Annotated in this window: 13 protein-coding genes; 5 read left to right on the top strand and 8 right to left on the bottom strand. The window is 71.0% G+C overall.

The window, feature by feature from the left end; translation table 11 throughout:
* Nucleotides 1-50 precede the first annotated feature (50 nt).
* From CGL27_RS29470 to CGL27_RS29460, 3 genes are all read left to right on the top strand, one after another.
* Nucleotides 51-1,031, top strand: coding sequence for a fatty acid desaturase (locus CGL27_RS29470; protein ID WP_078643160.1), 981 nt, complete (start codon nt 51-53; stop codon nt 1,029-1,031).
* A complete protein-coding gene (locus CGL27_RS29465; protein WP_078643159.1) occupies nt 1,028-1,738 on the top strand; it encodes a TetR/AcrR family transcriptional regulator in 711 nt (236 codons plus the stop codon). The genes CGL27_RS29470 and CGL27_RS29465 overlap by 4 nt, the downstream gene beginning before the upstream one ends.
* Nucleotides 1,739-1,808: 70 nt before the next feature.
* A complete protein-coding gene (locus CGL27_RS29460; protein WP_240450681.1) occupies nt 1,809-2,267 on the top strand; it encodes a hypothetical protein in 459 nt (152 codons plus the stop codon).
* Between the two features lie 4 nt (nt 2,268-2,271).
* Here CGL27_RS29460 and CGL27_RS29455 read toward each other — a convergent pair whose 3' ends face one another.
* Nucleotides 2,272-3,114 (bottom strand): hypothetical protein, encoded by an 843-nt coding sequence (locus tag CGL27_RS29455; RefSeq protein ID WP_119991101.1) that lies wholly within the window; start codon nt 3,112-3,114, stop codon nt 2,272-2,274.
* Nucleotides 3,115-3,357: 243 nt separating this feature from the next.
* Here CGL27_RS29455 and CGL27_RS29450 point away from each other — a divergent pair, with 243 nt between their 5' ends.
* Nucleotides 3,358-4,491, top strand: a complete 1,134-nt coding sequence (locus tag CGL27_RS29450) for a Gfo/Idh/MocA family oxidoreductase (RefSeq protein WP_119991099.1) — start codon at nt 3,358-3,360, stop codon at nt 4,489-4,491.
* On the opposite strand, the gene CGL27_RS29445 is transcribed toward CGL27_RS29450, so the two are convergent.
* The 3 genes from CGL27_RS29445 to CGL27_RS29435 all read right to left on the bottom strand — a co-directional run bounded on the left by CGL27_RS29445 (nt 4,481) and on the right by CGL27_RS29435 (nt 6,451).
* Nucleotides 4,481-5,125: a Uma2 family endonuclease gene (locus CGL27_RS29445; protein WP_119991097.1), complete on the bottom strand. Its 645-nt coding sequence runs from the start codon at nt 5,123-5,125 to the stop codon at nt 4,481-4,483. The two genes, CGL27_RS29450 and CGL27_RS29445, sit on opposite strands and share 11 nt — an antisense overlap.
* A gap of 124 nt (nt 5,126-5,249) precedes the next feature.
* On the bottom strand, nt 5,250-5,612 hold the full coding sequence (locus CGL27_RS29440; protein WP_078643155.1) for a VOC family protein: 363 nt from the start codon (nt 5,610-5,612) through the stop codon (nt 5,250-5,252).
* Nucleotides 5,609-6,451 carry a trans-aconitate 2-methyltransferase gene (locus tag CGL27_RS29435; RefSeq protein WP_119991095.1) on the bottom strand — a complete coding sequence of 281 codons (843 nt, stop codon included), beginning with the start codon at nt 6,449-6,451 and terminating at the stop codon, nt 5,609-5,611. The genes CGL27_RS29440 and CGL27_RS29435 overlap by 4 nt, the downstream gene beginning before the upstream one ends.
* Before the next feature lie 136 nt (nt 6,452-6,587).
* Here CGL27_RS29435 and CGL27_RS29430 point away from each other — a divergent pair, with 136 nt between their 5' ends.
* On the top strand, nt 6,588-7,085 hold the full coding sequence (locus CGL27_RS29430) for a MarR family transcriptional regulator (RefSeq protein WP_014054422.1): 498 nt from the start codon (nt 6,588-6,590) through the stop codon (nt 7,083-7,085).
* Here the strand turns inward: CGL27_RS29430 and CGL27_RS29425 are convergent.
* The 4 genes from CGL27_RS29425 to galT all read right to left on the bottom strand — a co-directional run bounded on the left by CGL27_RS29425 (nt 7,044) and on the right by galT (nt 11,494).
* On the bottom strand, nt 7,044-7,898 hold the full coding sequence (locus CGL27_RS29425; protein WP_078647612.1) for a response regulator transcription factor: 855 nt from the start codon (nt 7,896-7,898) through the stop codon (nt 7,044-7,046). The two genes, CGL27_RS29430 and CGL27_RS29425, sit on opposite strands and share 42 nt — an antisense overlap.
* Before the next feature lie 379 nt (nt 7,899-8,277).
* Nucleotides 8,278-9,510, bottom strand: a complete 1,233-nt coding sequence (gene galK, locus CGL27_RS29420; protein WP_078643153.1) for a galactokinase — start codon at nt 9,508-9,510, stop codon at nt 8,278-8,280.
* Complete coding sequence (gene galE, locus CGL27_RS29415; protein ID WP_119991093.1) at nt 9,477-10,454, bottom strand: UDP-glucose 4-epimerase GalE; 978 nt, start codon at nt 10,452-10,454, stop codon at nt 9,477-9,479. The genes galK and galE overlap by 34 nt, the downstream gene beginning before the upstream one ends.
* On the bottom strand, nt 10,451-11,494 hold the full coding sequence (galT, locus tag CGL27_RS29410; RefSeq protein WP_119991091.1) for a galactose-1-phosphate uridylyltransferase: 1,044 nt from the start codon (nt 11,492-11,494) through the stop codon (nt 10,451-10,453). The genes galE and galT overlap by 4 nt, the downstream gene beginning before the upstream one ends.
* Nucleotides 11,495-11,596: the final 102 nt, after the last annotated feature.

The raw sequence follows: 11,596 nt of genomic DNA, 5'->3' as shown, positions 1-11,596 counted from the left end.
GCCGTAGGTTACGGATCCGTAGCCATGCCCCGAGCCCCACGAGGGATCCCATGACTGCAAGCCCCGACGTGGTAAACGACACGCCGAAGGCCCAGGAGGCCCCGCTTTCCTCCGCCACGCTCGGCGGGGACAGCAAGCGCTCCATCGAACAGATCACCCTTCTCCTGTTCATCACCGTCCCCTTCGTCGCGCTGGTCGCGGCGGTTCCCCTGGCCTGGGGCTGGGGTGTCAGCTGGCTGGATCTGGCGCTGATGGTGTCGATGTACTACATCGGTTGCCACGGCATCACGATCGGCTTCCACCGTTACTTCACTCATGGCTCGTTCAAGGCGAAGCGGCCGTTGCGGATCGCGCTGGCGATCGCGGGGTCGCTGGCCGTGGAGGGGCCGCTGGTCCGTTGGGTGGCCGATCACCGTAAGCACCACAAGTTCTCCGACGCGGACGGCGACCCGCACTCCCCGTGGCGGTACGGCGAGACGGTTCCGGCCCTGATGAAGGGGTTGTGGTGGGCGCATATCGCCTGGATGTTCGATGAGGAGCAGACGTCCCAGCAGAAGTACGCACCGGATCTGATCAGGGACGGCGCCGTCCGGGCGGTCTCCCGGCAGTTCGTGGTGTGGACGCTGGTCTCCCTGATGCTGCCCCCGCTGATCGGCGGGCTGGCGACCTGGTCCTGGCAGGGCGCGGTGACCGCCTTCTTCTGGGGGTCCCTCGTCCGGGTGGCCCTGCTGCACCATGTGACCTGGTCGATCAACTCGATCTGCCATGCGGTGGGCAAGCGCCCGTTCAAGTCGCGGGACCGCTCCGGCAATGTGTGGTGGCTGGCGGTGCTCTCGTGCGGCGAGTCCTGGCACAACCTGCACCACGCGGATCCGACCTGCGCCCGGCACGGCGTGATGAAGGGGCAGCTGGACTCCAGCGCCCGGATCATCCGCTGGTTCGAGAAGGCGGGCTGGGCGTATGACGTCCGGTGGCCGAGCCAGGCCCGTATGGACGCCCGCCGTCAGGAGGAGTCCGTCGGAGCGGCATGATGGAGGGTGTGGCGACCGACAGTAATACCAGCGGTGAAAAGGACCGGCGGGGCCGGACAGGCCGGCCCTCCGGATCCGGGACCCGGCGGCCCCGCCGGGTCCGGATGACCGGCAAGGAGCGCCGGGAGCAGCTGCTGGACATCGGTCGCACGCTCTTCGCCGAGCGTGGCTTCGAGGGCACGTCGGTGGAGGAGATCGCGGCGAAGGCGGGGGTCTCCAAGCCGGTGGTGTACGAGCACTTCGGCGGCAAGGAGGGACTGTACGCGGTCGTGGTGGACCGTGAGATGCGGCGGATGCTGGACATGGTGACCACATCGCTGACCGCGGGCCATCCCCGGGAGCTGTGCGAGCAGGCCACCTTCGCCCTTCTGGACTACATCGAGGAGTACACGGACGGGTTCCGGATCCTGGTCCGTGACTCCCCCGTCGCCCAGTCGACGGGCACCTTCGCCTCGCTGATCAGCGATATCGCCACCCAGGTGGAGGACATCCTGGGCCTGGAGTTCAAGGCCCGCGGCTTCGACGCCAAGCTGGCCCCGCTGTACGCACAGGCGCTGGTGGGCATGGTGGCGCTGACGGGCCAGTGGTGGCTGGACGTCCGCAAGCCGAAGAAGGCCGAGGTGGCGGCGCATCTGGTGAATCTGGCCTGGCACGGTCTGGACGGGCTGGAGCCGAAGCCGCGGCTGATAGGCCACCGCAAGGCGTGACCTCCCGGTACTGGTCCGCGCGTCCCCCCTGCGGGGATGATGAGGGCTCAGAGGGAGGGGGATCCAGGGCATGAGCACGGGGGAGCGGTCCGAGGCGCGTCACAAGACGGTGGCCGTGGGGCCAGGCGTCTGTCATGCGCTTGGTCTGATGATGCTGGTCATCACGGAGTGGGTGCGCGCGGACCTGAAGGACGCGACGTCGATGGCGTCGCACGGCTATCTGAAGGGCATGGTCGAGTTCGCGGGCTCGCTGGCCGACACGGACTGGTACAAGCCCGCCGTGGACCTGTACGACAATGTCTCCTTCGGTGAGCCGCGGGCCGCCCTGTGGGCGGCGGTGTTCATGGCTCTCGTCGTGCGGCTCAACCGCTACGGGCCGGAGGAGGCCCAGCAGCTGCTGTCCTGGGTGGCCGCCGGGTACTGCCTGTTGGCCACGCTGGCCCTCCTGCCGTATCTGGCCGCCCCGGGGGCGGGCGTCATTCTGGTGCTGGCGCTGAGCGGGGGCGCGGTGAACGTGGCGACCCGCTGAGCGGTCAGCCCTGGTACACCATGGTGCACAGCAGTGTCCGGCCGTCGTTCACCAGCCACGACCAGTAGTACGTACGGTCGCCCTGGACCCGGGCGCAGTTCGCCGCGGAGGCGTTCGCCGGGGCCTTGTAGACGCCGGTGATGTGCAGAATCCGGTTGTACCGGACCGGGACCCGCTTCGCGTCGCAGTCCACCACGGTCATCAGCCCGGCGTTCATCCGCGCCTGCTGCCCGCTGCCCGTCTGCTGGGCCAGCAGGCAGTACCCCACCGTGAACTTGCGGGTCAGACACAGGGCGGTGGTCCGCCCGCGCGAGGTGTACGACATGTAGTCCTGGCCCGCCCCCTGCGGGCAGGCCCCGCCGCTGCTCCGCACCGCGCTCACCCACATGAACGCCTTTCCGGCACCGCAGGCGACCGGGGTGGGCATCCTGCTGTTGTACTGCCCGTCCCCGGCGTCGTACACGGCGAGGCAGTCCCCGGGGCTCACTGCCCGGTACGCCTCCGCGGTGGGATCCGGCGCCACGGTGGGCGTGGCGGGCGCCTGGGTCTCGGCAGGCCGTTCCCCTCCCCCGCTGCCTCCGGAGCCGTACCCGGGCAGCGAGGCGCTGGGGAGGCCCGTGGGGCCTTTGCTGGGGAGCCCGCCGGGGCTCGTCGGCAGGCGTGGGGCTCCGCTGGTCGGGAGCGCGCTGCCCGCGAAGGAGGTCTTGTCGTCCCCCTCGACCACCTGCGGCAGCACGAGCACGGCGAACGTGAGGGCGGCGGCCACCAGTATCCAGATGCCGCGCTGCCTCTGCTCCTCGCTGCCCCCGCCCATGCCCGGATCCGCCCCGCCCGACGCGCTGCTCATGGCTCTCCCCCGAGAACGTGGCCACGGTTTTCCTGTTCGGCGCGTCCACGGTCTCATGTCGGATCGCTTCTGGGGAGCGCTGCGGCAAAGCGTGCCTGGTATGTGACCGCGACGGAATTGAGGGGGTTTGGTTCGTCGTTCCAGCCGAGGATGAGCCATCAGGTGTTCGACGCATGACGAACACTCGGCTAAGTTGGGTGTCCTTCCCGCGCGTTCCGCGTGTTTCTCCGAAGGAGTTCCGTCATGTCCTCATCGGCTTCCGGTCCCCGTACCCCCGTCCGCGTCGGCATCGTCGGCCTGAGTGCGAGCGGCGGGTGGGCCGCCCGCGCCCATGTTCCCGCGCTGGCCGCCCTGGACGGCTATGAGCTGCGGGCGCTCAGCGCGAGCAGCGAGGAGTCGGCCCGCGCGGCCGGGGAGAAGTTCGGCGTTCCGCTGACCTTCGCCGGCGCCGGGGAGCTGGCCCGGTCCGAGGAGGTCGACCTGGTGGTGGTGACGGTGAAGGTGCCGCACCACCGTGAGCTGATTCTGCCCGCCCTGGAGGCCGGGAAGGCAGTCTTCAGCGAGTGGCCGCTGGGCGCCGACCTGGCCCAGGCCGAGGAACTGGCAGCGCTCGCCGAGGCCAAGGGCGTGCGCACGGCGGTGGGTCTGCAGGCCCGCTCCGCCCCGCCGCTGCGCTATCTGCGCGATCTGGTGGCCGAGGGGTATGTGGGCCGGGTGCTGTCCACCACCGTGGTGGGCTCGGGTCGGGCCTGGGGCCCGACGTTCGGCGACGGCGGCGAATATCTGCTGGACCGGGCCAATGGCGCGACGCTGCTGTCCATCCCGTTCGGCCACACCGTCGACGCGCTGGCCATGGTGCTCGGAGAGTTCACCGACGTCTCCGCCACGACGGCGACCCTCCGGCCCCAGGTGACACACGAGCCGAGCGGGCGGACCGCGACCATGACGGCCGAGGACCAGATCGCGGTCACCGGGACGCTGGAGTCGGGCGCGGTCGCCGCCGTCCACTTCCGGGGCGGCACCTCCCGCGCGACCGACTTCCACTGGGAGATCAACGGCACCGAGGGCGATCTGGTGGTCAAGGCCGACCCCGCCGCCCTGTGGATGGACCGGATCACCCTCCACGGCGCCCACGGATCCGACACCGAACTGACCGAGCTGCCCGTCCCCGCCTCGTACGAGCGGCTGCCGCGGTTCGCCGGACGCTCGACCGAGACCGCGTACAACGTGGCGTACGCCTACGCCCAGTTGCTCGACGACCTCACCACGGGCACCCGCCTCACCCCGGACTTCGCCCACGCGGCCGCCCGCCACCGACTCCTCGACCGCGTCCAGGAGTCGGCCCGCACCGGCACGCGCCTGACCGTCACAGGCTGACGATCGCGTCCCCGATGACGAAGCCCTTCGCGGGGCCGTCGGGAATGGCGGCGTCGGTGCCGTACGGGACGCGATGCTCGTCGGCGTAGTCGGCCTTCTTGGGGTTCGGGTTGGTCAGCACGACGACCGTCCCGTCACCGTCGAAGTCGTCGATCAGGACGTAGAGCGGGATGCCCGCACGGGCATACGCCCGACGCTTGCGCTCCCTGTCGCGCGACTGGGCTTCCCGACCCGGTGAGACCACCTCGAAGACGGCCTGAACGCCGCTCGCGTCCACGCCGAGGTCTTCCTCGTCGGGGATCTCGTCGAGGTCTTCGGGGGCGATGAAGAGGTCGGGGATCCAGACCTTGCGGCGGTGGATGAGATTGCCGTCCTGGTAGGCGGCATGGTCGCCATCCGCGAGATGAGCCTCCAGGGCCCGGCGGAGGCGGTTGATAATCACGGTATGGCGGCGACGGCCGGTGGGCGACACCTCGATGTACTCCTCGATGATCTCGGCCCGGTAGCCCTCGGGGAGTTCCATGGCCTTCCACGCCTGCCACAGCACCTCGTCCAGGGACATGGCCTCCTGCCCGGCGGCCGGGGGCGACCCGTCGTCCACGGCGGAGCACGGCTCATGCGCGAGAGCGGTCATCGTGAAGCACCTCCTCCATCAGTCTGGGCGCCGACGCCACTGCGGCACAAGCGACACCGTGACGCTATGCGTCCATGAAGCGTCATTACGGCAAACCCCGGGCCGATCATCCGATCGAGTGGTATCACCCGATCGGCTCCAGGAACTCCAGCCGGTTGCCGACCGGGTCCTCGGAATAGAAGCGGCGGTGCCCTGGCAATTTCTCGTCCCAAACGACCTCGGCGCCCTGCCCGGCGAGGCGGGCGGCGAAGGCTTCGATGCCGACGACCCGCAGGCCCGGGTGGGCCTTGCGGGAGGGACGGAAGCCCTGCTCGATGCCCAGGTGCAGCTGGACCGGGCCGCAGCCGAACCACAGGCCGCCGCCCGCCGCAAGGGCGGCCGGTTTGGGGGTCTCGGTCATGCCGAGCACCTCGCCGTAGTAGGCGCGCAGCGCGGGCTCGCTGCCGGGCGGGGCGGCGAGCTGGACGTGGTCGAGGGCCGTGATCATCGCTGGGCCGTGCGGGCCACGACGAAGACGCGGCGGAACGGGAAGGCCGTGCCGTGGGGGCCGGAGGGGTAGGCGTCGCGGAGGAGGGCGGCGTAGGCGGCGAGGAAGCGGTCGCGGGCGGGCGGGTCGTCGGCGAGGGCGGTCAGGACCGGGCGCAGGGCGGTGCCCTTGACCCAGTCGAGGACGGGGTCGGGGCCGGTCAGGACCTGCACATAGGTGGTCTCCCAGGCGTCGACCTCGCAGCCGAGGGCGGCCAGGCGCTCCAGGTACTCGGTCGGCTCCAGGACGGAGGCGGGGTCGCGGAGGCGGTCGGCGAGGCGGTCGCGCCACTCGGGGGCGTCGCACAGGTCGCGCAGCAGGGTGTGGCTGGGGGCGGTGAAGTTGCCGGGGACCTGGAAGGCGAGGGTGCCGCCGGGGCGCAGTCCGGCCAGCCAGGTGCCGAAGGCGTCGGGGTGGCCGGGGACCCACTGGAGGGCGGCGTTGGAGACGATCAGGTCGTAGGGCTCGTCCGGCGCCCAGTCCCGCACATCGGTACGGCGCAGGTCGAGGCGGCCACCGCCGGTGGTGGGGCCCGCGAGGGGCTGGGCCTCGGCGAGCATCTCGGCGGAGTTGTCCAGGCCGGTGACATGGGCGTCGGGCCAGCGGTCGAAGAGCAGGACGGTGACGTTGCCGGGGCCGCAGCCCAGATCGGCGATGCGGGGCGGGCGGCCGGAGCCGGAGCCGGGACCGGGGCCGGTGGGCAGTTCGGGGACGCGGGCCAGCAGGTCCAGGAAGGGGCGGGTGCGGTGACCGGCGTGGCGCAGATACTGCCGGGGATCCCAGTTGGGCGCGGTGGTCATGGTCGGTCCCCCTGTGGGTACGGTCGGTACGGGGCGCGTCGCCGTGACCGCTGCGCGTCCCGGTGTATTACCGTTGCCCACGATATCTCTTGATGTCAAGAGACTTCATGTCGACAGACCCACTACACTGATCGCCATGGAGGACGAGGTCGATCGGCTGGTCGCGGCGTGGCGGCGGGAACGCCCCGACCTCGATGTGGAACCACTGGAAGTGCTCAGCCGGGTCAGCCGGCTCGCCCGCCATCTGGACCGGGCACGGCGCATCGCCTTCGCCGAGCACAATCTGGAGCCCTGGGAGTTCGACGTCCTGACCTCGCTGCGCCGGGCCGGACCCCCGTATCAGCTCTCCCCCGGGCAGCTCCTGACCCAGACCCTGGTCACCTCGGGCACCATGACCAACCGCATCGACCGGCTCGCCAAGAAGGGGCTGGTCGAGCGGGGGCCCGACCCGAGTGACCGGCGCGGTGTGCTGGTCCGGCTGACCGCCGAGGGGCGTGACCGCGCCGATCAGGCACTGGCCGGGCTGCTGGACCACGAGCACGCCATTCTGGCCGAGCTATCCCAGGCCCAGCGCGCCGAACTGGCCGCGCTGCTACGCCAGTTGACCGCCCCGTTCGACAATCTCCCCGGCTAGGTCGACCGGGCCCACACCGGCGCGCCGGGCCAGCGCCACGGCCGCCAGCGTGGAGTGCACGCCCAGCTTGCCCAGCACATTCTGCATATGGGTGCGGACGGTGTGCGGGGAGAGGAAGAGCCGCTCGGCGACGGCCTTACGGCCGAGCCCGGCCACCATGCAGCGCAGCACCTCCCGCTCACGCGGCGTCAGCGACTCGACCAGCCGCTCGCTTTCGGTGCGGTGCTTACGGGCGGCCGTCAACTCCCGCAGGACGCCGGTGAGCAGCGCGGGAGGCAGATGGGTCTCCTCCCGGAGCACCCCCCGGATGACCGCGAGCAGCCGGACCAGTGAGCAGTCCTTGGCGACCCAGCCGGACGCCCCGGCCTGCAGCGCCACCGCCGCGCGGCGCGGATCGTCGCGCTCGGCCAGCACTACGGTGCGCACGCCCGGCTGCGTGGAGCGGACCGTGCCGACGAGCCATATGCCGTCGGCCACCCGGCCGTTCACCGCCCGGGCGGGGCCGCCGTGCGGCCCGCTGTGCGGTCCGCCGTGGATGCCGTTGTGCGGCGTGCCGTTCGCTCCGCCGTAGGCCACCTCGGCCGGCACCGGGAGCGGTGGCCCCGCGCCGTCGGCGGCCGTGCCCAGATCGGCGTCGACCAGCAGAATGTCGAAGCGTCGCCCCTCCGCCGCGGCGCGCTCCAGACAGCGCAGCGCCGCCGGGCCGCTACCGGCCGCCGCTACGTCCACGTCCTGTTCCGCCGCGAGGGCGGCGGCCAGAGACTCGGCGAAAATACGATGGTCGTCAACCACGAGAACCCGAATACGTGCCACGGACAACCCCCCAGTCGCCGGATGATGATTCCGGATACACCGAGAAACAGTGCGGGTACGGCGCCCGGCGCACGGTCACCGCAACCCGCACGGCCGCCGCCGTGCTGTGATTGCTACCCCACCCCGGGCGTCGTACCTGACTGTCTCGCCCCCTGAACAAGCGTCGGCCCCCACCGACACTGTACTCAGAGTAAGGCCGTGGTCTCATATAGGAAGCGGATTAGCGAAACTGACTGTTCTCGGCTGTTCACTATGTGTTTCTTGTTCGCTCTTGGGGACCGAGTGATCCACGAGCCGCGAAGATTTACCGAGAACGATCCGAGAAGCGATCAAGGGGCCGGTGGCGACGGCCGGCCACAGCCGTCGCACCCCCGCCCGGCTACAGCCGACGCGCCCCCGCGCTGGGCACCGCCGGGAAGATCCGCGGAGCGCCATAGCCTGCCGCGCCGAACGCCTCGGTCACCGCCTTGCCCACCGCTTCCGCATCCGCCTCCGCCACCAGCACGATGGCCGAGCCGCCGAAGCCGCCGCCGGTCATCCGCGCACCCAGCGCACCCGCCGCGTTCGCCGACTCCACCACGAGGTCGAGCTCGGCGCAGGAGATCTCGAAGTCGTCACGGCAGGAGGCGTGCCCGGCGGTCAGCACCGGTCCGATGGACCGCGTGTCCCCCGCGTCGAGCAGCTCGATGACCTCCTCCACCCTGCGGTCCTCGGTCACCACATGGCGCACCCGCCGCCGGGTGGTCGCGTCGCAGTCCAGCCGCTCCAGCTGGGCGAGCGTCGCGTCCAGTCCCTCGAAGGGCACATCGCGCAGCGCCGGCACCCCGATCGCCTCCGCGGCCGCCTCGCAGGCGGCCCGCCGGTTCGCGTAGGCGCCGTCACCCAGCTCGTGCTTGACGCCGGTGTCCACCACCAGCAGCCGCAGCCCCTCGGCCGCCAGGTCGAACGGCACCTGGCGCTGGGTGAGATCACGGGCGTCGAGGAACAGGGCGTGCCCCTCGGTGCAGCACGCGGACGCCATCTGGTCCATGATCCCGCAGGGCACGCCCACGAAGACGTTCTCCGCGCGCTGGCACAGCTGGGCGATGCGCCCCGGGGTGATCTCCAGTCCGTACAGGTCGCTGAGGGCGGTCGCCGTGACCACCTCCAGCGCGGCGGACGACGACAGCCCGGCGCCGGTCGGCACGGTGGACTCGAAGTGCAGGTCCGCACCGCCGGCCGCGCCGGTCAACAGCCCCGCGTCGCGCAGCGCCCAGACCACTCCGGCCGGATAGGCCGCCCAGCCGCCGCGGTCGCCGCCGCCGGCCCCGCCCGCGACCGGCGCCAGCTCCTCGACCCGCAGCTCGACGATCCCGCCCGGGGCGTCGCCCGAGTGGAGCCGCAGCACCCCGTCGGTGCGCGGGGTGGCGGCGGCCAGGCAGGTGTGGGGCAGGGCGAGCGGCATGACGAAGCCGTCGTTGTAGTCGGTGTGCTCGCCGATCAGATTGACCCGGCCCGGCGCCGCCCAGACGCCGCCGGGCTCGGTGCCGTAGACCTCGTGGAACCCCGCCGTGGCCCGCCCGGGGCCGTTCTCGTCCGTCACTGACTCTCCCTCCGCTGCGCGAACTCCCATGCGTCCGCGACGATTCCGGCCAGGTCGGCGCGGGTCGGGCGCCAGCCCAGGCGCTCCTTGGCACGCTCGGCGGAGGCCACCAGGACCGCCGGGTCGCCGCCGCGGCGCGGGGCGGCGATCTCCGGGATGGGGTGGCCGGTGACCTGGCGCACCGTCTCGATGACCTCGCGGACGGAGAAGCCGTTGCCGTTGCCGAGGTTGCAGATCAGGTGCTCGCCGGAGGTCGCGGCGCCGAGGGCGAGCAGATGGGCGTCGGCGAGGTCGGCGACGTGGATGTAGTCGCGGACGCAGCTGCCGTCGGGGGTGGGGTAGTCCTCGCCGAAGACGGAGATCGCCGCGCGCCGGCCCTGGGCGACCTGGAGCACCAGGGGGATGAGGTGGGACTCGGGGTCATGGCGCTCGCCATAGGCCCCGTAGGCGCCCGCGACGTTGAAGTAGCGCAGGGAGACCGCGGCCAGGCCGTGGGCGGCGCATTCGCCGCTGATCATGTGGTCGACGGCGAGCTTGCTGGCGCCGTAGGGGTTGGTGGGCGCGGTCGGCAGGTCCTCGGTGATCGGGACCTGGTCGGGCTCGCCGTAGGTGGCGGCGGTGGAGGAGAAGACGAGGGTGCGCACCCCGGCGTCGCGCATCGCGGCGAGCAGCTCGGTGGTACCGCCCACATTGTTGACCCAGTACTTCTCGGGGTTGACGACGGACTCGCCGACCTGGGAGAACGCAGCGAAGTGCAGCACGCCGTCGAAGGTGGGGTCGAGCCACTTGCCGGCGTCCTGGATGCGGCCCTCGATGAACTCCGCGCCCTCGGGGACCCCCTCCCGGTGCCCGGTGGACAGGTCGTCCAGCACCGTCACCCGGTGGCCGGCTTCGAGCAGATGCGCCGCGACCACGCTGCCGACATAGCCGGCGCCGCCGGTGACCAGGTACTTCTTCTGCTGCGCATTGCTCACTTGCTCGCTACCTCTCGCAGTCGCTCGGCCGCGGCCTCCGGCGGCACATCGTTGATGAACACATTCATGCCGGATTCGGAACCCGCGAGAAACTTCAGCTTGCCGGAAGTGCGGCGGATGGTGAAAAGCTCGAGGTGAAGAGCGAATTCACCGCGGTCGGTCATGCGGTACGGCGCCTGGTGCCAGGCGGAGATGTAGGGCGTGGGCGGCTCACCCGTCCCGAAAATCCGGTCGAAGCGCTTCAAGAGTTCCAGATACATCTGTGGAAACTCTGTGCGCGCGGCCTCGTCCAGCGACGGCAGGTCCGGGACCCGCCGCTTCGGGTAGAGGTGCACCTCATACGGCCAGTGGGCGGCGTAGGGGACGAACGCGACCCAGTGCTGGCCGTCGAGCACCACCCGGCGCCCGTCGGCCAGCTCATCGGCGACCACATCATCGAACAGATTCCGACCGGTGGCCACACGGTGCTCGGCGAGCGAACGGAGCATCAGCCGTGTACGAGGGGTCACAAAGGGATACCCGTAGATCTGGCCGTGCGGATGGCCGAGGGTGACGCCGATCTCCTTACCGCGGTTCTCGAAGCAGAAGACCTGCTCGACGGCGGGGTGTTGGGCCAGCTCGGCGGTGCGGTCGGTCCAGGCGTCGAGCACCAGAGCGGCCTGGGCGGCGTCGAGGTCGGCGAAGGAGGCGTCGTGGTCGGAGGTGAAGCACACGACCTCGCACCGGCCCGAGTCCCCGGCCAGCGACGGGAAACGGTTCTCGAAGACCACGACGTCGTAGCCGGCGGCGGGGATCTCGCTGTGCCGCCCCCCACGGGAGGGGCACAGCGGGCACTGGTCGGCTGGCGGATGGTAGGTGCGGGCCTGGCGGTGGGAGGCGATCGCCACCCGGTCGCCGAGGAGGCGGTCGTGCCGGATCTCCGAGCTGGTCGCGATGGGGTCGAGAGGCCGCTGGTCGACGGCGTCGCGCACCGCATCGTCGCGCGCGTCGTAATAGATCAGCTCGCGTCCGTCCGCAAGCCGCGTCGCCGTCTTCTTCACTCCGCCAGCTCCTGTCAGGTGCACCCAACACAACTCAACATAATGAACCACAAGCCAACAGTGGCGTCAATGCACGGTGAAGGTGCTCGGACAAACCACAAG

Source organism: Streptomyces sp. 11-1-2 (assembly GCF_003595545.1).
In the GTDB taxonomy this organism is placed as follows: Bacteria; Actinomycetota; Actinomycetes; order Streptomycetales; family Streptomycetaceae; genus Streptomyces; species Streptomyces hygroscopicus_B.
This window is presented reverse-complemented; position numbering and strand designations above follow the sequence as displayed.